A 21,816-nucleotide genomic window follows, 5' to 3' on the forward strand; every position below is an offset into this window, starting at 1 on the left:
GGCACCCGCGCACATCACGCGGTCGTGCCGCCGGACCGGAACAGGCGCGGCGCCCGGGAGCGTGACGGGAGCTACGCCCGCATGCTTGAGCAGAACGAACCCGGCACCGCCGGGGACAACAACGAACAGAACAGCCCCAGCGACACGCTGCCGCCGCGCCGCAGGCGCCGCGCGGCGTCGCGGCCCGCGGGCCCGCCGGTGGGCGCCCAGACCGCGGAGCCCGCGGCACAGGCCGCGCAGCCCGCCGAGCCGGCCACGCCGGTCGCCGCGGCCGAGGAGACCGACGCCGCTCCGGCGCCGCGCACCCGCCGCCGCGCCACCCGCAAGGCGACGGCCCCCGCCGGTACGCCGCAGACCGCCGAGGCACCCGCCGAGGCACCCGCCCCGGCAGAAGAGGCCGCCGAGGCGCCCGCCCCGCGTACCCGCCGCCGCGCCACCCGCAAGGCGACGGCTCCGGCTGGTGCGCCGCAGGTCGCGGAGGAGATCGTGGAGGCCGTCGCGGCTCCGGTCGCCGTCGAGGCCGAGGTGGTCGAGGAGGCCGCCGAGGCGCCTGCTCCGCGTACTCGTCGCCGTGCGACGCGCAAGGCGACGGCTCCGGCTGGTGCGCCGCAGGTCGCGGAGGAGATCGTGGAGGCCGTCGCGGCTCCGGTCGTCGCCGAGGCCGAGGTGGTCGAGGAGGCCGCCGAGGCCGCCGCCCCGCGTACCCGTCGCCGTGCGACCCGTAAGGCGACCGCACCGCAGACCACCGTCGCGGCCCCGGCCGTCGCCGAGGTCGTCGAGGACGAAGAGCCCGAGGCCGCCGAGGACACTGAGGTCACCGAGGAGACCGACGAGCTCGCCGCCGTCGAGCCCGCCCCGGTCGTGGCCGACGAGGCGCCGCGCGGCCGTACCCGCCGCCGTGCCACCCGTCAGGCGACCGCCCCCACCGCCGAGGAGCCCGCCGCCGAGACCCCCGCGGCCGAGGACGAGGCACCCCGTGGCGGCCGTACCCGCCGCCGCGCAGCGCGGGCCGTGTCCACTCCGCAGTTCACCCCGGTCGAGCCGGAGCCGAAGGCCGAGACCCCGGCCGAGGAGCCCGCCACCGGACGGTCCCGCCGCCGGGCCACGCGTCCCGCCGTGGCCGTGTTCCAGGCGCCGGTCTTCACCGAGCCGATGTTCCAGACCCCGGAGACGGCCGCGGCCGCCGCCGCTGCCGCCCGCGTCGAGGAGCCGGAGCCCGCCGAGGCCGAGGAGACCGTCCACGAGGCGGCCGAACCCGCCGCCGAGCCCCAGGGCCGCTCGCGCCGTCGCCGCCGCCGTGGCGAGCCCGCCGAGCCGGTCCTGGGCAAGCCCGCCGAGGAGCCGGTCGACGAGCACGTCGAGGAGCCCGCCGAGGCCGAGGCCGAAGCGGAGACCGAGGACACCGACGACGACCGCCCCTCGCGCCGCCGTCGCCGCGGTGGCCGTCGCCGCCGCCGTGGCGAGAGCGCCGAGTCCGAGGACGCCGCCGAGGAGCAGGCGTACGAGCCGGCCGAGCAGACCGAGGAAGCCGCGGAAGCGGAAGAGGACGAGGAGCACGAGGACGAGGACGCCGACGGCACCCCGTCCGCGGCCGGTACCAGCAGCAGCCGACGCCGCCGCCGGCGCCGCCGTCGCTCCGGCGACGCGGGCCCCGAGAGCGAGCAGGGCTCCGACGACCCGGAGCGCACCGTCGTCAAGGTCCGCGAGCCGCGCCCGGCCCGCGAGCGCGCCGAGTCCCTCGCGTCCGGCTCTTCCTCCTCCGACGAGGTCCAGTCCATCAAGGGCTCGACGCGTCTGGAGGCCAAGAAGCAGCGCCGCCGCGAGGGCCGCGAGCAGGGCCGCCGCCGCGTCCCGATCATCACCGAGGCCGAGTTCCTGGCCCGCCGCGAGGCCGTCGAGCGCGTCATGGTCGTCCGCCAGAGCGGCGAGCGCACCCAGATCGGCGTCCTCGAGGACAACGTGCTCGTCGAGCACTACGTCAACAAGGAGCAGGCCACCTCGTACGTCGGCAACGTCTACCTGGGCAAGGTCCAGAACGTACTGCCGTCCATGGAGGCCGCGTTCGTCGACATCGGCAAGGGCCGCAACGCCGTCCTGTACGCCGGTGAGGTCAACTTCGAGTCGCTCGGCATGGGCAACGGCCCGCGCCGCATCGAGGCCGCCCTCAAGTCGGGCCAGTCGGTGCTCGTCCAGGTGACGAAGGACCCGATCGGCCACAAGGGCGCCCGCCTGACCAGCCAGGTCTCGCTGCCCGGCCGCTACCTGGTCTACGTGCCCGAGGGCTCGATGACCGGCATCAGCCGCAAGCTGCCCGACACCGAGCGCGCGCGCCTGAAGACCATCCTCAAGAAGATCGTCCCCGAGGACGCGGGCGTCATCGTGCGCACCGCCGCCGAGGGCGCGAGCGAGGACGAGCTGCGCCGCGACGTCGAGCGCCTCCAGGCGCAGTGGGCCGACATCCAGAAGAAGGCCAACCAGATCTCGACGTCCTCGCCGTCGCTGCTCTACGGCGAGCCGGACATGACCGTCCGGGTCGTCCGCGACATCTTCAACGAGGACTTCTCCAAGGTCATCGTCAGCGGTGACGAGGCGTGGGAGACCATCCACGGCTACGTCGCGCACGTGGCGCCGGACCTGACCGAGCGGCTCTCGCGCTGGACCAGCGAGGTCGACGTCTTCGCGACCTACCGGATCGACGAGCAGCTCGCCAAGGCCCTGGACCGCAAGGTCTGGCTGCCGTCCGGCGGCTCGCTGGTGATCGACAAGACCGAGGCGATGATCGTCGTCGACGTCAACACCGGCAAGTTCACCGGCCAGGGCGGCAACCTCGAAGAGACCGTCACGAGGAACAACCTCGAGGCGGCCGAGGAGATCGTGCGCCAGCTGCGCCTGCGCGACCTGGGCGGCATCGTCGTCATCGACTTCATCGACATGGTCCTGGAGTCCAACCGCGACCTCGTCCTGCGCCGCCTGCTCGAATGCCTGGGCCGCGACCGGACCAAGCACCAGGTGGCCGAGGTCACCTCGCTCGGCCTGGTGCAGATGACCCGCAAGCGGGTCGGCCAGGGCCTGCTGGAGTCGTTCTCCGAGACCTGCGTCCACTGCAACGGGCGCGGCGTGATCGTGCACATGGAGCAGCCGGCCGCGGTCGGCGGCGGTGCGGGCAAGCGCGCGAAGAAGCGCGGCCGCGGCGGCGCCGAGCACGACCAGCACACCCACGAGCACGAGGCCGCGGACGTCGAGTCCGTCGACGCCGTCGAGTCCGAGGCCGAGGTCGCCGCGGAGATCGCGGCCCCGGTCGCGCTCGCCGAGCCCGAGTTCGTGCCCGACGAGGAGCTGTACAGCAGCGTCGCCGAGGCGGAGGCAGCGGCGCGCGGGCGTTCGCGCCGCCGCGCCACCCGCAAGGCCTCGGCCCCGGCCGGCGCGCCCCGTACGGCCGCCGTCGAGGCGCCGGCCGCCCCGGCCCCGGTCGAGGAGCCGGAGGCCGCACAGGCCCCGGCCGCGGTGACCGTCGCCTCGTTCATCGAGGACGACGCGCCGCGCGGGCGCACCCGCCGCCGCGCCACCCGCAAGGCGACCGCCCCGGCGGGCGCGCCGACGGCGTCCGCCGCCGAGCCGGTGGTGGTCGTCACGGAGCCCGCACCGAAGGCCGAGGAGCAGGTTGCCGAACCGGCCGCCCCCGTCGCCGAGTCGGTCGTCGAGTCCGTGGCCGAGCCCGTCGTCGAGGAGGCGCCCGTCGCCGCCCCGCCGCGGGCCCGCCGCCGGGTGACCCGCAAGGCCACGGCCCCGGCCGGATCGCCCGCGGGCGCCGAGGAAGCCGCGGTCGTCGTGGTGGCCGCCACCCCGGCCGCCGAGCCGACCGAGGCCGCCGAGTCCGCCGAGGAGGCCGCACCGGCCAAGAAGGCGGCGCGCAAGACGGCGAAGAAGGCCACCGCGAAGAAGGCCGCCACGAAGAAGACGGCGGCCAAGAAGACCGCGGCGAAGAAGACGACCGCCAAGAAGGCCACCGCCAAGAAGACGGCGGCGGCCGAGAAGCAGCAGTCCTCGGTCTCGGCGTCCACGGACAGCTGAGACCGGCCGGTCGACGGCCGACGGGCCCGCCTGTCGGTCGGCGGCCGGTGAGCGTCATGGGCCGACCGGAGCCCGCCCCGGACCACCGGGGCGGGCTCCGGTCGGCCGACGGACGCAGGGTCCCCGGGCCCGGATTTCCGGGCCGGGACCGGTGGTTTCGTTGCCGAGCGGTACGGGTAACGACCCTGGTTTGACCCACCACGTCCGGCCCCGTAGCCTTGACTCTCGGCGTGTTTATATACGCGCCTGCCCCTGAGCACCTCACCTCCCGGTCCGCCGGGGGAGGCCCCCTGCTTTTCTGCGGGAGGGCTGGCTTCAAGGGTTCCGTATCGAGCGAGAGAGAGATCCGCGTGTACGCCATCGTGCGCAGCGGTGGTCGCCAGCACAAGGTTGCTGTCGGCGACATCGTTGAGGTTGACAAGATTTCCACTGCCAAGGTTGGCGACACGGTCGAGCTCTCGACCCTGCTCGTTGTCGACGGCGACGCTGTGACCAGCGACCCGTGGGTGCTGGCCGGTATCAAGGTCACCGCCGAGGTCGTGGACCACCACAAGGGTGCCAAGATCGACATCCTTCGGTACAAGAACAAGACCGGTTACCGCCGTCGCCAGGGCCACCGCCAGCAGTACACGGCGATCAAGGTCACCGGTATCCCCACGGCTGCGAAGTAAGGGACTGAGGAGACATGGCACACAAGAAGGGCGCATCGTCCACTCGGAACGGTCGCGACTCCAACGCTCAGCGGCTCGGTGTGAAGCGCTTCGGCGGTCAGACCGTGCTCGCCGGTGAGATCCTGGTCCGCCAGCGCGGCACCCACTTCCACCCGGGTGCGGGCGTCGGTCGCGGTGGCGACGACACCCTGTTCGCGCTGCAGGCCGGTGCGGTGCAGTTCGGCACCCACCGTGGCCGCAAGGTCGTGAACATCGTTCCGGTTGCCTGATCACTTAGGCACCCGTAGAGCGGTTTCAGCGGAGGCGGACCTCACTTCCCCCACGGGAAGCGGGTCCGCCTTTCGCGTGTTACTAGATAGACATTCCCGTACTCTCCCGACTTCCCGTCGGGGGGACCCCCAGGAGGCACACCCATGACCACCTTCGTGGACCGCGTCGAGCTGCACGTCGCCGCGGGTAACGGAGGCCACGGCTGCGCCTCCGTTCACCGTGAGAAGTTCAAGCCGCTCGGCGGCCCGGACGGCGGCAACGGCGGCCGTGGCGGCGACGTCACCCTGGTCGTCGACCAGTCCGTGACCACGCTTCTCGAATACCACCACTCGCCGCACCGCAAGGCCACCAACGGCCAGCCCGGCGCCGGTGACAACCGCTCCGGCAAGGACGGCCAGGACCTGATCCTGCCCGTGCCGGACGGCACCGTCGTGCTCGACAAGCAGGGCAACGTGCTGGCCGACCTGGTCGGCGAGGGCACCACCTACATCGCGGGCCAGGGCGGCCGCGGCGGCCTCGGCAACGCGGCGCTCGCCTCCGCCCGCCGCAAGGCGCCCGGCTTCGCGCTGCTCGGCGAGCCTGGCGAGGCCACGGACATCGTCCTGGAGCTCAAGACCGTCGCCGACGTGGCCCTGGTGGGCTACCCGAGCGCCGGAAAGTCCTCCCTGATCTCCGTCCTCTCGGCGGCCAAGCCGAAGATCGCGGACTACCCGTTCACGACGCTGGTCCCCAACCTCGGTGTGGTGACGGCCGGTTCGACCGTCTACACCATCGCCGACGTCCCCGGCCTGATCCCCGGCGCCAGCCAGGGCAAGGGGCTGGGCCTGGAGTTCCTGCGGCACGTGGAGCGCTGCTCGGTCCTCGTGCACGTCCTGGACACCGCGACGCTGGAGTCCGAGCGCGACCCGGTCTCCGACCTCGACATCATCGAGGAGGAGCTCAAGCAGTACGGCGGCCTCGACGACCGGCCCCGCATCGTCGTCCTCAACAAGATCGACATTCCGGACGGCAAGGACCTCGCGGACATGATCCGCCCCGAGCTCGAAGAGCGCGGCTACCAGGTCTTCGAGGTCTCCGCCGTCGCCCGTACGGGCCTGAAGGAGCTGTCCTTCGCGCTGGCCGGGATCGTCGCCGAGGCGCGTGCCGCCAAGCCCAAGGAGGAGGCGACCCGCATCGTCATCCGCCCGAAGGCCGTCGACGACGCGGGCTTCACCGTCGCCTTCGACGAGGCGAACGACGTCTACCGGGTACGCGGCGAGAAGCCGGAGCGCTGGATCCGCCAGACCGACTTCAACAACGACGAGGCCGTCGGCTACCTCGCGGACCGCCTCAACCGCCTCGGCGTCGAGGAGGCCCTGATGAAGGCCGGTGCGCGCTCCGGCGACGGCGTGGCCATCGGGCCCGAGGAGAACGCGGTCGTCTTCGACTGGGAGCCGACGATGATGGCGGGCGCCGAGATGCTGGGCCGCCGTGGCGAGGACCACCGGCTCGAGGCGCCCCGGCCTGCCGCCCAGCGGCGCCGGGACCGGGACGCGGAGCGGGACGAGGCGGACCGCGAATTCAAGGAGTTCGGCCCCTTCTGACCCCCGGCCCCGCCCCGGGGCGCCTGCGGACCGTGCTGGGTTGCTCGCGCAGTTCCCCGCGCCCCTGGCAGGGTCGGTGCTGGTCAGCGTGGGCATCCTCAGCCCGTCATGGGGGTCCCCCCTGGCCCTTAAGGCCTTGGGGGAGTTTGAGGACGAGCGCCGTTCAGGCGCGATACGGGGTCTGGGGCGGAGCCCGTAGGATTCTCGGGTGAGTCAGAGTCGTGTCAGCCCGGACGGCCCCGCGGGCGTCAGTGTCGTCGTCATCGCCTACAACGACGCCGGGCTGGTCGCCGACGCCGTGCGGTCGGCCCTCGCGCAGGGGCCGGCCGTCACCGAGGTCGTGGCCGTCGACGACTGCTCCCAGGACGGCACCGCCGCCGTCCTGGACCAGCTGGCCACCACCGAACCCCGGCTCCGCGTGGTGCGCCGCACGGAGAACAGCGGGGGCTGCGGAACGCCCCGCAACGACGGAATCGCCGCCGCCACCGCCCCGTACGTCATGTTCCTCGACAGCGACGACGTGCTGCCCCCCGGAGCCGTCGCCGCCCTCCTGGCCGCTGCCGAGGAGCACGGCACCGAGGTCACCGTGGGCCGGGCCGTGCGCCGCGAGCTGCCCGCCGGCCGCGACGTGCGCTGGCAGCCCGGCCTGTACCGGGAAGCGGCCGTGCACGCGTCGCCCGAGGCCGAGCCGAAGCTGCTCCACGACACGCTCTGCGTCAACAAGCTCTACCGCCGCGACTTCCTGAATGAGCGTCAACTCCGGTTCCCCGACGGCAAGTTCGTCTACGAGGACTTCGTCTTCACGGCCCGCGTGTACGCGGCGGCGCCCCGCGTCGCCGTCGTGCCCGAGCTCGTCTACGTCTGGCATGTGCGGCGCGCCGCCGCCCAGGTCTCCATCTCGCTGGCCCGCAAGGACGTCGGCAACTGGCAGGCGCGGATCGCCGCCCACACCCAGGCCGTCGAGGCGTTCCGGGCGGCCGACCGCAAGGCGCTCGCCGCCGCCTGCCGCACCAAGTTCCTGGACTACGACCTGTGCCTGTACCTGCGCGAGCTGCGCGTGCGCGACGCCGGGTACCAGGCCGACTGGTGGCGGCTGACCCGTGCCTACCTCGCCGGGTTCGAGCCCGGCGAGGTGGCCGCGGCCGCCGCCCCGGCCCGCTGGCTCACCCAGGTGGTGCTCGCCTCGGACACCCCCCGTGACCTGGACCGGCTCTCCCAGCTCGCCGCCGAGCACCCCCGCCTCACCCCGCCGTACACCACCGCGGAGTCCGGCCCGGTGTGGGCGGACGACCTGACCGTGCCGCTGGACGGGCTCGACGCGCTGCCCGCCGACCGGCTCCCCCTCGCCGTGGACGCGACGCTGCTGGCGGCCCGGCGCGGCATCCTCAAGCTCCGCGTGCACGAGCTGTACGGACGGCTCGCCGCGAACGGTGCCCCGTCCGGCGCCGACGTCGAGTTCGTGTCCCGGGACGGCGGCGAGAGCGCGCTGACCGTCACCGCGCCGCTGCGCGCCACCGAGGGCGGCTGGAGCGGGCAGGTGCCCGTACCGCTGGCGCGCCTCGCGGCGGCGGGCGGCCGCGGCACCCAGATCTGGGACCTGCGGGTCCGCGTGCACACCGGCCGCGCGCCGGGCCCGTACACCACGCTGCGGGCCGGGGCGGCCGGGCTGCGGCGCACGGCGGTTCCCGGCAGCCGGTACGGTGTTCTGCTGGTGCAGCCGTACCGGACGTCGAGCGGATCGCTCGCGGTGCGGCTCGCGCCAGGAGTGCAGGGGGCCCTCGGGGTGGTCGGCGGCAAGCTGCGCAGGCTGGCCCGGAAAGCCCGGTAGAACGCGATGACGACGAGGACGCGCATATGACTTTTCTGATCACTGGTGGCGCCGGATACATCGGTTCCCATGTCGTGCGGGCCATGACGGCGGCGGGGGAGCGCGTCGTCGTGCTCGACGACCTCTCCACCGGTGACGCGGCCCGTCTGCCGCAGGGTGTGCCGCTGGTGGTCGGCTCCGTCCTGGACCGCGCGCTCCTGGACCGCACCCTCGCCGAGCACGAGGTCACCGGGGTGGTGCACCTCGCGGGCAAGAAGCAGGTCGGCGAGTCCGTCGAGATCCCGCTGCACTACTACCGGGAGAACGTGTTCGGGCTGACCGTGCTCCTGGAGGCCGTCGCCGAGGCGGGCGTGCGCACCTTCCTGTTCTCCTCGTCCGCCTCCGTGTACGGGATGCCGGACGTCGACCTCGTCACCGAGGCCACCCCCTGCCTGCCGATGAGCCCGTACGGCGAGACCAAGCTGGCAGGCGAGTGGCTGGTCCGCGCGGCCGGCAAGGCCCACGGCATCGCCACCGGCTGCCTGCGCTACTTCAACGTGGCGGGCACCGCCACCCCCGAACTCGCCGACACCGGCGTCTTCAACCTCGTACCGATGGTGTTCGAGAAGCTGGAGGACGGCGAGCCGCCGCGCATCTTCGGCGACGACTACGAGACCCCCGACGGCACCTGTGTGCGCGACTACATCCACGTCGAGGACCTCGCGGACGCGCACCTGGCCGCCGCCCGCAAGCTCGCCGAGTCCGCGCAGGCGAGCGACTTCCGCGACCTGACCGTCAACATCGGCCGCGGCGAAGGCGTTTCGGTGCGCGAGATGGTCGACCTCATCAACGAGATCAGCGGCCGCGGCATCGCCCCCGAGGTCCACCCGCGCCGCGCGGGCGACCCGGCGCGCGTCGTCGCCTCCGCCGACCGCATCGCCGAGGAACTGGGCTGGAAGGCCCACCACGACGTGCGCTCCATGATCTCCTCGGCGTGGGCGGGCTGGCGCCACCACCGCGACGCCGTCTGAGACCCGGACACGGAAAAGGGGCGCCCCGGATCTCCTCCGGGGCGCCCCTCCTCCGTGTCTACGTCACTGCTTGTGGATGCGGTCCACGCCGTAGAACTTCGAGGTGCACTGGGCGACCCAGTCGCGCTTGTAGTTCTTGGTGAAGAACGGCTCGGCGAGCGAACCGATGTACATCGGCTTGTACGCCACGTCCGTCTCGCCGTTGGCGATCTCCGAGCGGATCTTCGCGTTCTGCTTGTCCCAGGCGATGCTGCGGTACACCGTCGAGACGGCGAGCTTCTGCACCGACGGCACCAGCGCCGCGGTCGCCGACAGCGCGAACGCGCCGACCAGGACCGTCGCCACGATCGGCACCAGACGCGGCGCCCGGCGCTCGACGATGCGCCGGCCGGCCCAGTGGCCGAGCAGCACGCCGTACCCGCACAGCGCGATCACCAGCGGGATCATGAAGTTCATCCAGGTGCGGGCGTACGTCCAGCCCGTCGGCCCGTAGCCGCTGCGCAGCGCGTACGCCACGAGCAGCGTGCACAGCGCCATCAACGGCACCGGAAGCACGGCGATCACGCGCAGCATCGCGACCGGCGGACGGTGGGCGGCCGGTGCCTCGCGGCGCGGCGCGAGCAGGGCCACGGCGAGGCCGAGGAGCAGGCCCGCGGCGATGGCGCCCAGGTAGATCCACTGGTGCAGGATCGTGTCCCAGATGTGGAAGTAGTCCTTGAACACGTCGCCGACGCTCATCTTCGTCGGCGGGGTCTGCGCCCGGCGCCAGCGGGCACCCGGCGAGGTGTACAGGAAGGTCAGGCCGATCACGGCCGCCCCGCAGTACACCGCGGACCAGGTGAACGGGTACCACGTGCGGGCGACCTTCAGCCGCGGCAGGCACACCAGCGCGGCCGTGCCCACCAGCACGCAGCTGACCACCGTGAACGGCTCGCTGAGCGTGCCGATCGCGAAGCCCACCAGCGCGGTCACCACCAGGGCGGTGTTGCGCAGCGCCTTGCGGCCGGTGCGGAACGCCCAGATGCCGAACAGGAGCGCCCACAGGGCGATGATGAACGGCATCGTGTGCGAGATCGTCGCCGGGGTCCACAGGAGCACCTGGTAGGAGCGGGTGCCCGCGAAGAACAGCAGCGCCTCCAGGACCATCGCCACCGCCACGAGCAGCAGCAGCGGCGCCCGGGTGCCGAACGCCCGCAGGATCTCACGGCCCAGCAGCACCAGGCCGACGCCCATCGTGACCACGAGGATCACCGGAAGCACCTTGATGCCGGCCAGGCCGTCCGAGTAGATGATCCCGCTCAGGAAGGCGTTGGTGACCCGCCCGTTCTGGGTGTTGTAGAAGTCGGAGGTGATCCCGAAGACGCCCATGTCCCGGGACTTCCAGGCCGCGCACCAGTCGTCGGACGTGGGGCGCACGTACAGGCCGAGGAAGGAGCCGACGGACAGCAGGATGCCGGAGACGGCGGTGATTATGCCCGCGGTCCACAGCAGAGCTCTACGGGCCCCCGACCGCTCGGGGCGGTCCGCGGCGGCGCTCGGCGCCGGGGCCGCGCTGTCGTCGGCGGCCACAGTGGTCGATGAGTTCATGATTCCAGGGGGTCTCGGGGACGGTCAGCGCTGGAGCAGGTCGAAAAGCGACTCCCAGCGCCGGACGATCTCCTCGGTCCGGTAGCGCTGGATGTTCTCACGGGCCGCCTCGCCGAGCCGGTCGCGCAGCTCCTGGTCGGCCAGGAGGCTGCTGAGACGGCGGGCGAAGACGTGCGTGTTGCCGGGCGGGGCGAGCAGACCGTCCTCGCCGTCCCGGATGATCTCGTGGATGCCGGGGGCGACGTCGAAGGCGACACACGGCACGGCGGTCGCCATCGACTCCATCAGGGACAGCGGGAAGCCCTCGCCGCGCGAGGCGAGCGTGAAGACCGAGGCGTCGCGCAGTGCGCCCGCCGGGTCGTCGGTGCGGCCCATCCACTCCACCGAGCCGTCCAGGCCGAGCTCGGTGCACTGGCGGCGCAGCGCCTCCTCGTCGGAGCCCGAGCCGTAGATCCGCAGCGTCCAATCAGGGTGCACCGGAGCCACCTCGGACCAGGCGTCCAGGAGCAGGTCGGTGCCCTTCTCCTCGTGCAGCCGGCCGATGCTGACCACGTGCTTCTCGGTGCGCGGCGAGGGCACCTCGGGGAAGAACGGCAGCGGGTTGGGCATGAAGCCCACGTTGTCCAGGCGCTGAAGGGCCCACAGGTCGGCGTCCTCGCGGGTCAGCGCGAGCATCCGGTCGACGTCCTTGTAGAACTTCTTGACCCGGCCGAAGCGCGAGGACTTGCGGCACGTCTCGTACGACTCGTGGGTCATGCCGATGACGGTCAGGCCCGCGGTGTCGGCGAGCGCCACCCACTCCATCGCCCACACCTGGGTGACGATCACGATGGCGCCCGGCCGGGCCTGCTGGAACAGCCGGGTCATCTTCGCGGCCTGGGCGTGCATGCCCGCGGTGCGGGCGGCGCGGCGCCGGTGCTCGACGACGTTCAGCCGGCCCTTGATGCCGCGCGAGCGGCCGGCCGACGGCGGGTGCGCGTCGTACAGCGTCGTCGTCGCGTACGGCAGGTCGTCGTCCAGCTCGAACGGCACCGACGGCGGGGTGATGCCGATGACGTGGACCCGGTTGCCGCGCTCCACGAACAGGCGGGCCATCTGGTGCGACCAGGTGGTCACACCGCCCAGCTCGTTGACGGCGTTGGAGACGAGGAAGATGTCACGGCCGCCGTCCGTGGCGGTCACTTCAGTCACTTACCGCTCCCGGGAGTGAAGAACTTGGAGACGATCTGCTGGGCCGCGGTGCCCTGGTCGTACTCGCCGAATTCGGTGGCGAACCGCTCACGGGCCCCGGCGAAGTCGGTGTCCGCGGCCTTGAGGCCGTCCACCGTCGCGAACAGCTCGCTCTCGGTGGCCACGACCGGGCCCGGCGCCTTGTCCCGCAGATCGAAGTAGGTGCCGCGGGTCTCGTTCGCGTACTCCTCGTAGTCGTACGCGAAGAAGATCATGGGACGGTCGAGCAGAGCATAGTCGAACATCAGGGACGAATAGTCGGTGATGAGACCGTCGGCCAGGGCCAGCAGCGGCGTGATGTCGTGGCCCTGCGAGACGTCGATGACCTTGCCGCGCACCGAGGGCGGCAGGACCACCTGGTTCAGGTAGTGCGAGCGGATCAGAAGGGTGTACCGGTCGCCGAAGCGCTCCGCGAACTCCTCGACGTCAAAGGGAAGTTCGAACTTCTTGACGGCGCCCGACTCCGAGGCGCGGAACGTCGGCGCGTACAGCAGCACCGTCTTGTCGGCGGCGATACCGAGCTGCTCGGCGATCGGGCCGCGCACCCGCTCGCCGGTCTCCTTCTCCTGCTCGCGCGCCGCCACCAGGGCGTCGTTGCGCGGGTAGCCGACGCGCAGCAGCACCTCGTCGCGCAGCCGGAAGCCGCTGGCCAGGGTGCGCACGTCGTGCTCGGAACGGATCAGGAAGTGGTCGAAGCGGTCCAGGACCTTCTGGTGGTGGGCCTGGCCGGCCCGGTTCAGCAGCTTCATCTGCGGCACGTCGAAGCCCATCCGCTTGAGCGCGCTGCCGTGCCAGGTCTGGATGTACGTGGTGCCGGGCCGCTTGGTGAGCTTCATCGGGAAGCCCTGGTTGTCGACCCAGAACTCGGCCTGCGCCAGCGCCCGCAGATACGGGTAGCTCCACCGCTTGACCAGGGTGGCGTCCTTGGGGAACCCGGTCGGCTTGGCGCCGTCGTAGGACCACACCGCCTCGAACTGCACGCCCCGGCGGCGCATCTCCTCGTAGATCGCCTTCGGGCTGTCGCTGAACTGCTTGCCCATGTGGCTCTCGAAGACCACCAGACCCTTGCGGATCGGCAGCTTGGAGAACACCTCGTGGTACACGCGGATCTTGGTGTCGCCCGAGTTGAGGTCCTTCTTGGCCTTGCGGGCCTTGCGCAGGCCCTTCTTGGCCAGCGAGGCGGCCTTGCTCTGGAGCGCCTCGCCGATCAGCTCCTGGGTGCGGACGGAGGCCTGGCCCTCGGCCGTCAGCAGGTAGGACAGGTTGCCCTTGGCGGAGATCTCCGGCACCAGGCGGTCGGCGACCAGGCGGGTGAGGCGCGGCCGGATGCGCAGCGGCCGCGCGTTCTCCAGCTCGATGCGGCCGGCGCCGAGCCGCGTCGGCACACTCTCGCCGTCGACGGTCAGGTTGACCCACACGTCCCAGACCACGTCGATGATGCCGAGCGGGCGCAGCTTGCGGGCCAGGTCGGCCTCGGCCGTCCAGTCGAGCGTCTGGCCCGCGTGCCGCAGCGAGGACAGCGGGAACCGGAAGGACTGCAGGCTGGCGCGGCGGGCCCGGAACTCCAGGGTGCCGCTCAGCTTGGCGTCCGGCCGGACGCGGCCCAGCGGATTGACGACCGAGCCGCCGAGCCGCACCTTGCCGCGCCCGTCGTCCGCGTACGAGGTCAGGCGGTTGCCGAGCGCCAGCTGGGTCAGCGGACGGGTGTGGTAGCCGAGCTCCGTCACGTCCAGGAACTTGCGGCCCTCGTCGGTGTCGAGGTGCTCGCCGCACCAGTAGATCCGGCCGTCCCGCTCGATCAGCGGCGACGTCACGGTGTTGCGGCGGATCAGCGCGTCCACGGCGGGCAGCAGGTTGGCCCAGTCGCCCCGCTGGAGCAGGTAGGAGCAGATCGCCTGGATGGGCAGCACACTGTCGTACGCCTCCGGCGAGAGGTCCGCCAGGTACTCGCGCGACAGCTCGGCGAACTCCGCCCGGTACTCCTCGTCACGGTGCGGCAGGTCCCGCAGGTGCAGGACCAGGTCGTGCTTGAGGAACTTGACGTCCTTGGCGAGCCGCAGCCCGTGCAGGTCGTTGTCCTCCAGGAGCGCCTCGATCCGCCGGTGGATCTCCAGGCGGTGCTCGTAGTTGGTCATCTCGTGGCGCCGGTTGGTGACCGACTTCACGGCCGCCTTCTCGTGCACGTTCCAGAAATAGACCTGGTTGGGAATGAGGGTGATGCGGTTCGCGGCGAGGTAGGCCTCGGCGATGAACATCAGGTCCTCGTAGAACATGCCCTTGGGGAAGCGCAGGTCGTTGTCGAGGAGGAACTCGCGGCGGTAGCACTTGTTGGTGGAGAGGGTGTCCCACACGAACAGGTCGGGGAGCTCGGTGATCGACTCCAGGGTGCGCGTGGTCCGGTAGAGCCACGGGTACCACTCGGTGCGCTTCGTGGTGCGGGTGCCCTGCGTGAGGCGTACACAAAGGCCGGAAACGATGTCTGCCTGCGTCTGTTCCGCGGCCTCCAGGAGGTTCCGGCAGGCGTTGTGCTCCAGCACGTCGTCGCTGTCCAGGAACATGATGTAGCGGCCGGTGGCATGGCCGATGCCCACGTTGCGCGGCTCGCCGCCGGCGCCGCTGTTCTCGGGCAGCTGGAAGGCGCGCACCCGGCCGGCGTGGGAGGCTTCCAGGGCCCGTGCGACCTCGAAGGAGCTGTCGGTGCTGCAGTCGTCGACGATCAGGACCTCGACGCTGTTCAACGTCTGGTCCAAGACCGATTGGACAGCCGTCGGCAGGCGATCTGCGTCGTTGTAGACGATGACGATCACGGAGACGTCAGGCACTGGCACCTCAATCCACTTGTTCTACTCGCAGGCGCTTCAACGCTACCTGGTATTCGTGACGTGCCGTGCAGCCGCCCGGCCCCGCCCGGCCGCCCCGCAAAAGGGGCGTCGTCAGGGCCGTCGCGGTGTGTCACCCGAATGTGTGGCGCGAAAGCAACCCCCGCGAGGCCCCACCCCTCTATAGGGAGAAGCGTGGAGAACCGAACCGAACGCACCAGGGAGCCGGGGTGCTGAAGACCTTGCCCCGCCCGGCCCGCGACCCGGGCAGCACGGGATCCCGCCCCGCACGGGCGGCATCCCGCGCTGCCCGGGTCGCGCCCGCCGCCGCCGCGCTCGCCGCGATGGGCGCGTACTGCCTGGCCACGGCGCTGCGCGGGACCTATCCCTTCGGCGGGCGCTCGCGGGCCGTCAACGACCTCGGCAACCAGTTCGTGCCCTTCCACGCCCACCTGTGGGACCTCCTGCACGGGCAGGGCGGCGGCGACCTCCTCTTCAACTGGGACAGCGGCTACGGCGTCCCCTTCCTCGCCGACTTCCTCACCTATCTGATGAACCCGTTCTCCTGGCTCGTCGCGCTCTTCCCCCGCGACGGCCTGGAGCTCGGCGTCTTCCTGGTCACGCTGCTCAGCATCGGCCTGGGCACCGCCCTGATGACGGTCTTCCTCGACCGGCTGCGCCCCGGGCCGCCCTGGCCGCGGGCGATCCTCGCCGTCGGCTACGGGATGAGCGGCTGGGTGACGTTCGACGGCTGGTCCGATCCCATGTGGATGTGGGGCCTCCTCTCGTGCCCCCTCATCGGCATCGCCACCGACTGGGCGCTGCACCGGCGGCGCTGGGTCGCCGGCACCCTCCTGGTCACCGTCTGCTGGGCCGGGAACTTCTACACCGCCGCCATGGCCACCCTCGGCATGGGCCTGGTCCTGCTGGTACGGCTCCTCCTGGACGCGCGTCCGCCGCGCGAACGCGGCCGGGCCCTGCTGCGGGCCACCGGCATGATCGTCACCGGTGTCCTGCTCGCCGGGCCCGTCGTCACCGTCCCCTACCTGGCCAGCCGCGCCACCCAGCCCTCTCCCGACGCCGCCTGGGACGGGGCGCCCGACGCCCGCGACTACCTGGCCCACCTGCTGCCCGGCGGCTACTTCACGAGCGCGCCCCGGGCCTGCGTCGGCATCCTGGCCCTGCTCCTCGTGCTCACCTTCCCCTTCCTGCGCACGGTGGCCCGCCGCGAACGCGCCGCCTGGTGCGCGCTGGCCGTCCTCGTCGCGCTCTCCTACACCTGGCAGCCGACCGTCCTGCTCTGGCACGGCCTCGCCATGCCCAACGGCAGCCCCTACCGCGCCGCCCTGGCGCTGACCGCGATCCTGATCGCCATCGCCTGGCTCGCCCTGACGCACAGCCCCGGCCCCCGCGAGCTCCTGTCGGGCGCCGGCCTCCTGCTGGCGCTGCTCGCCGCCGCGAGCACCAGCGCGTACATGTCCGCGGCCACCTGGATCCTCACCCTGGCCGGGCTCGCCGCGTCGGGCGCGCTGCTGTGGCTGCTGCACCGCCGCGGGCCGCGCACCCCGCTCCTGTGCGCGCTGGCCGCGGTCGTCCTCCTGGGGACCACGGGCGCCGCCTGGTCGACCAGCGACATCCGCGACCGGCAGAGCTTCTGGCAGCCCCGGACCACCCTGGACGCCGACGCGCTGGCCGCCCGCTCCGCCGTACGCGCCCACGACGCCTGGCCCACCGAGCGCAGCGACCCCGGCCGGCACGAGTTCGCCGACAACGACCCCATGCTCCTGGGCGGCCAGGGCGGCTCGTACTACAGCAGCTACGTGCCCGCCCGGACCGCGAGCACCCTGCACGACCTCGGCGCCGGCTGGGAGATAGGCGGGCGCCACCTGCTGTCCTTCACCGACCCGGTGGGCCGCGCGATCATGGGCATCGCCAGCCACCTGGACAGCTCGGCCACCGCGCCGCACGGATTCGTCCAGGTCACCGAGGACGCCCCGCCCGTCGTCACGCTGCGCCCGCCCGGCATGCCCCTGGACTCGGCGACCCCCGACGCCTCCCTGTTCGCGCGCCGCAACCGGGTGCTCGGCGCCCCCCTCTACACCACACCGCCCCTCACCCCCGGGACGGGCACCACCCTGCACCTGCCCGCCGGGACCAGCACCTTCACCGCCCGGTGCGCCCCCGGCAGCACGGCCCAGCTGTACGCGCCCTGGTATTCCGGCACCGTCCGCGCACTCGGCGTCACCCTGCGCCCCGACCCCGTGCGGCCCATGGCCAATCCCGGCGTGCTCCCCCTGGCCGACGTCCCCGGCGGCGGCACCTTCACCGTGACGTTCGCCTCCGACCGGGCCCAGGACATTCCCCGCACCCCGCTCGGCTGCTACCAGCGTGGGACACTCGACAAGGTGGTCGACACACTGAAGGCCACCGGCCCGGCCCGCATCACGGCCGGCGGCCACTCCATCGAAGCCGACTTCCGCCCCGGCACCACCGGCACGGCCGTCATCGCGGTTCCCGCCGTCGACGGCTGGCAGTGCCGGGCGGACGGCCGGGCGGCGACAACCCCCGGTACGCTCGGTGGGCTGATCGCCGTGGAACTGGCCGGGAGTGGCTCCCGCGTCGCCTGCTCGTACCATACTCCCGGGCTGAAGTCCGGACTGGCGGTGAGCGGTCTGGCACTCGCCACCCTGCTCGCTGTCGCCATCGGTGGGGCGCTCCGCACCCGCACCTGCCGCTCCTCTACTGGAAAGCACTGATGATGAAGCTGTCGGTCGTCGTCCCCTGTTACAACGAAGAAGCGGTCATCGACCAATTCGACGCCAAGACCCGCAGCGTGCTCGACACCCTCGCGATCGAGTACGAGATCTGCTACGTGGACGACGGCAGCCGCGACAAGACGCTCGTGCACCTGCGGGCGCTCGCCGAGAAGTACCCCGACGCCACCCGCTACGTCTCCTTCAGCCGCAACTTCGGCAAGGAGGCCGGCATGCTCGCCGGGCTGCGCGAGGCCACCGGCGACGCCGTGGTCATCATGGACGCCGACCTCCAGCACCCGCCGGAGCTCATCGAGCGGATGCTCGACCTCTACCAGCTGGGCCACGACCAGATCATCGCCCGCCGCACCCGCGAAGGCGACAAGAAGGTCCGCTCCGCCCTGAGCCGCCTCTACTACCGCGCGGTCAACAAGTGGGTCGACGTCGAACTCACCGACGGCGTCGGCGACTTCCGCATGCTGTCGCGGCCCGCCGTGGACGCGCTGCTCTCCCTCGGCGAGTACAACCGCTTCTCCAAGGGCCTGTTCTCCTGGATCGGCTTCGACACCGTCACCTTCGACTACCAGAACGCGCAGCGCGAGGCCGGCGAGACCAAGTGGAAGTTCGGCTCCCTGCTGAACTACGGCATGGACGGCCTGATCTCCTTCAACAACCGCCCGCTGCGCATCGCGATCTGGCTCGGCATGGTCCTGGCCGGGATCGGCGCCGCGTACGCGCTGTGGATCGTCATCGACGCCATCACCAACGGCCCCGGCCAGCCGGGCTACACCACCCTCGTCGCGATCATCGTCGGTCTCGGCGGCGTCCAGATGGTGATGCTCGGCCTGATCGGCGAGTACATCGGCCGCATCTACTACGAGACCAAGCGCCGCCCGCACTTCCTGGTCAAGGAGGCGCACGGCTTCCCGGGCGAGCGCGAGGGCGTCGAGCGCCGCGAGGTGCGGCGCAACGACCAGCCCCACAAGGTGATCTGATGCCCAGTCAGCTCGGTCAGGTGATCCGCTTCGGCTTCGTCGGCGGCGTCAACACCTGCACCTTCTACGCCTTCTACTGGCCGCTGCTTCACCTCGCGCACCTGCCGTACTTCGTCGCGTACACCATCGCCTTCCTGCTCAGCATGGTCGGCTCGTTCTTCCTCAACACCTACTTCACCTACCGCACCAAGCCGTCCTGGAAGAAGTTCCTCCTCTTCCCGCTCACCAACGTCACCAACTTTGTGGTGCAGAGCGCGGGCCTGTTCGCCCTGGTGCACTGGGTCGGGATGAACAAGACGATCGCCCCGCTGGTCGCCGCCGTCGTGGCGATCCCGTTCACCTATGTGCTGTCCCGCAAGATCCTCGTGCCGGGGCACCGCGAGGCGGGCGAGGCCGTACCGGTCGCGCCGAAGATACCGGTGAAGTAGCTCGCACCCGCGCGACGCGACACGCAAGGGGGGCGGACACCGACGGTGTCCGCCCCTTGCGCGCGCTCCCGCTAGACACGGCTGCCCGCGCTCTCCTTCACCGCCGGCACCCACTCGCCGAACCGGGCACCCGGCCTGGTCTGACGGGACGCGTACAACTGGCCGTCCGTGCCGATCACCGCGAGCACGGCCCGCCCCGACGAGTCCTGCGCCGCGCCCGGTATCCCCACGAACTGCACACCCGGACTCTCCCAGCCCGCCGCCTGCGCCGACTCCTCCGACGACGGAACCACCCGGCCCCCGTTGTCCCGGGCCGCCAGCACCAGCGTGCCGCCGCTCCCGCTGAGCCGGTACGCGGTGACCCGGCCGTAGCCGCCCGCCGGAGTACGCCGCGCCACCGTCCACGCACCGCCCGGACCACCCGGCGAGGCGACCGCCACCTGGGCCGTGCCCGCCTGACGGTAGACGGCCGACGCGCCGCCCTTGCCGTCCGCGACCAGACTCACCGCGCTGCCCGACGGCGTCAGACCCGTCGGCGCCGACAGCTTCGGCACCTCACCCGGCGACGGCGACACCCAGTGCAGCACCGTCTTGGCGACCGGAGCCGCCACGTGCAGCCGGCCCGACGGATCGACCAGCGCGTCGATCCCCTCCACCACCAGCGGATGCGGAGGCTGCTTGCCCGGCGGATGGTCCAGAAGCTGCCAGGGCCCCCAGTCCTTGCCGCCCCGGCCGCTGCGCAGCGCCACATCGCCCGCCCAGTTCCGCGCCAGCACATGCACGGTGCCGTCCGGCGCCAGCGCGGTCGCCGGGAAACCCGTCTCCAGCGACTTGTCGGGCGCCGCGTCCGGAGTGCCGAGCGAACTCCACGCGCCGAACCTGGGCACCCCGTCGGCGCCCGTCCCGCTCTGCAGGACGCACACCAGCTCCTTGTGGTGCTTCTCGCCCTTGAACGGCAGGACCGTACGCGTCGCGAACAGCTGAAGCGTTCCGTCCGCGTGGCGCACCACCTCCACCTGCGGATCCAGCGGCGAGCCCGCGCTGCCCACCACGTCGAACGGCCCCGCCCACGGCCCCTTGCCCGCCGCCCGCTCCACCCAGCAGCGCACCGCGCCGTTCAGCACCGAGAACGCCGCCAGACGGCCGTCCTTCAGCGGCGCGATCCAGCGCGAGGTCCCCGGCGTGCGGGTCCGCGTGCCACGCGCCCAGCCGGCCCCGCCCGCCTTCAGCCCGTTCGGGCCCACCTTCAGGTCGCCGCAGCCCGACGGGTCACCGCAGTCCCGGTGGTCCACCCAGCCGTACGCGTTCAGGAGCTGGGCCGTGCGCCGGGTCGTCGCCGCGTCCAGGGACGGCGGCGTGTAGTTCGTCGGATAGCCGAAGTAGTTGGTCACCGACGCGGCACGGCCCTTGCCCGCACCCCAGTACCGCTCCATCGCCGCCTGCATGAAACGGGCCGACGCGGTGTGGTCCTGGTGGTCCAGATAGCTCAGCCCGCGCAGTATCGTCGGCGCGCTCATCATCGCCACCGTCTCGCGCGGAGCATGCAGGGGCGTGGGGTCAAGGGTGCGTATCACCGTGGGATTGACCCGCGCGATCGCCGCCGCGAGCGCGTCCGTGAGCTGGTCCCGCGTATAGGCGCGCGGCATCCGCACCGTGCTGCCCGTGCCCGGCAGCGTCGGCAGCTGCTCGATCGCGCCCAGCCACAGACCCCGCATGCTCACCGGACGCGGCACGCTCACATAGCGCGCCTCGCACAACCCCATGTAGATCAACTGGCAGTGCGGAGCCGCCCGCAGATAGTGCAGCTCCGAGCGGAACCCCGGCAGCAGCTCCACCGGCTCCACCGACCACGGACTGTTGTCGTCACCCGTCGCCATCAACGCGTGGGCGGCCCGCAGCCCATTGATCCGGGCCCGCGCGAAACCCGGCCGGTCCGTCGGCAGCGACTTGAACTGCGGGCTCTTCGGCGCCGCGTTGCGGCCGTCCGACTCGCCACTGGTCATGCACACCGTCACCGACAGGGCGCCGCTGCGGATCGACTGCTCCAGATCCGGATTCATGAAGTAGATGCCGTCGTCGGCATGCGCGATCACATGCAGATACGCCTGGTCCGGCGCCGCGGACGCCGGCTTCCCCGTCGTCGTCCCGGTGGACGGGCCCTGCACCCCCGCCCCGCCCCGCGGTGCCAGCCACTGCCATCCTCCGTAGGCAAGAGGCGCCGCCACAAGTCCGCCCCCGGCGACTTGCAACAGACGTCTACGAGACGGCGACGACGGCATCCGGCACGCTCCTTGTTGCGTCCATGTGAGCCGAGCCCCGCCCCGCACCCACCATGGAGTTGTTCGACTGGTCATCAGAAGGGAGGGCCAAGCGGCTGCGGAGGTTTCACTTCAGACGCTAAATTTGCCCGGCTGGTACGAAACAGCAAGCTACGGACGTGTGGGCTTCAGCACCCCCTCGGGCCATCACTTCCCCAGTTTTCGTACTTTGTCGAACTTAAAGGTTCTCTGCGCGGTCACGTTGAGGCTGTCCGCCGATTGGAACTTCCAAGCGCCCGACACCCGTCCTGAC

Annotated in this window: 13 protein-coding genes; 9 read left to right on the top strand and 4 right to left on the bottom strand. The window is 71.8% G+C overall.

The features are described 5' to 3' along the window. Window positions 1-81: 81 nt before the first annotated feature. The 6 genes from DT019_RS12745 (at window position 82) to galE (ending at window position 9,433) form a co-directional block, all read left to right on the top strand. A complete protein-coding gene (locus tag DT019_RS12745; RefSeq protein WP_114036860.1) occupies window positions 82-4,071 on the top strand; it encodes a ribonuclease E/G in 3,990 nt (1,329 codons plus the stop codon). A gap of 350 nt (window positions 4,072-4,421) precedes the next feature. Continuing rightward, window positions 4,422-4,742 carry a 50S ribosomal protein L21 gene (rplU, locus tag DT019_RS12750; protein WP_114036861.1) on the top strand — a complete coding sequence of 107 codons (321 nt, stop codon included), beginning with the start codon at window positions 4,422-4,424 and terminating at the stop codon, window positions 4,740-4,742. Window positions 4,743-4,756: 14 nt separating this feature from the next. Beyond that, complete coding sequence (gene rpmA, locus DT019_RS12755; protein WP_114036862.1) at window positions 4,757-5,011, top strand: 50S ribosomal protein L27; 255 nt, start codon at window positions 4,757-4,759, stop codon at window positions 5,009-5,011. A gap of 144 nt (window positions 5,012-5,155) precedes the next feature. Then, entirely contained in the window at window positions 5,156-6,595 is a 1,440-nt protein-coding gene (gene obgE / locus DT019_RS12760; protein ID WP_114036863.1) for a GTPase ObgE, read from the top strand. 208 nt (window positions 6,596-6,803) lie between these two features. Continuing rightward, window positions 6,804-8,423 (top strand): glycosyltransferase family 2 protein, encoded by a 1,620-nt coding sequence (locus tag DT019_RS12765; RefSeq protein ID WP_114036864.1) that lies wholly within the window; start codon window positions 6,804-6,806, stop codon window positions 8,421-8,423. 26 nt (window positions 8,424-8,449) lie between these two features. Continuing rightward, window positions 8,450-9,433 carry a UDP-glucose 4-epimerase GalE gene (gene galE / locus DT019_RS12770; RefSeq protein ID WP_114036865.1) on the top strand — a complete coding sequence of 328 codons (984 nt, stop codon included), beginning with the start codon at window positions 8,450-8,452 and terminating at the stop codon, window positions 9,431-9,433. 63 nt (window positions 9,434-9,496) lie between these two features. Here galE and DT019_RS12775 read toward each other — a convergent pair whose 3' ends face one another. From DT019_RS12775 to DT019_RS12785, 3 genes are read right to left on the bottom strand one after another with little or no spacing between them, the layout of a single operon-like run. Next, window positions 9,497-11,020, bottom strand: a complete 1,524-nt coding sequence (locus DT019_RS12775) for a DUF6056 family protein (protein ID WP_147267304.1) — start codon at window positions 11,018-11,020, stop codon at window positions 9,497-9,499. 24 nt (window positions 11,021-11,044) lie between these two features. Beyond that, window positions 11,045-12,211: a glycosyltransferase gene (locus DT019_RS12780; protein WP_114036867.1), complete on the bottom strand. Its 1,167-nt coding sequence runs from the start codon at window positions 12,209-12,211 to the stop codon at window positions 11,045-11,047. Further along, window positions 12,208-15,078 (bottom strand): CDP-glycerol glycerophosphotransferase family protein, encoded by a 2,871-nt coding sequence (locus DT019_RS12785; protein ID WP_114036868.1) that lies wholly within the window; start codon window positions 15,076-15,078, stop codon window positions 12,208-12,210. The genes DT019_RS12780 and DT019_RS12785 overlap by 4 nt, the downstream gene beginning before the upstream one ends. Before the next feature lie 221 nt (window positions 15,079-15,299). On the opposite strand from DT019_RS12785, the gene DT019_RS12790 reads away from it, so the two are divergent. Genes DT019_RS12790 through DT019_RS12800 form a run of 3 tightly spaced genes read left to right on the top strand, consistent with a single transcriptional unit; the run spans window position 15,300 to window position 19,245 of the window. Then, the gene (locus tag DT019_RS12790; protein WP_223279445.1) at window positions 15,300-17,825 is read left to right on the top strand and encodes a YfhO family protein; all 2,526 of its coding nucleotides are present in this window, start codon (window positions 15,300-15,302) and stop codon (window positions 17,823-17,825) included. Between the two features lie 2 nt (window positions 17,826-17,827). Then, complete coding sequence (locus DT019_RS12795; protein WP_114036931.1) at window positions 17,828-18,817, top strand: glycosyltransferase family 2 protein; 990 nt, start codon at window positions 17,828-17,830, stop codon at window positions 18,815-18,817. Then, on the top strand, window positions 18,817-19,245 hold the full coding sequence (locus DT019_RS12800; protein ID WP_114036869.1) for a GtrA family protein: 429 nt from the start codon (window positions 18,817-18,819) through the stop codon (window positions 19,243-19,245). Before DT019_RS12795 ends, DT019_RS12800 begins: the two co-directional genes overlap by 1 nt. Window positions 19,246-19,316: 71 nt before the next feature. Here the strand turns inward: DT019_RS12800 and DT019_RS12805 are convergent, their stop codons facing one another. Further along, entirely contained in the window at window positions 19,317-21,470 is a 2,154-nt protein-coding gene (locus DT019_RS12805; protein WP_223279453.1) for a PIG-L family deacetylase, read from the bottom strand. Window positions 21,471-21,816: the final 346 nt, after the last annotated feature.

Origin of the sequence: Streptomyces sp. SDr-06 (assembly GCF_003324565.1) — a bacterium.
GTDB lineage: Bacteria > Actinomycetota > Actinomycetes > Streptomycetales > Streptomycetaceae > Streptomyces.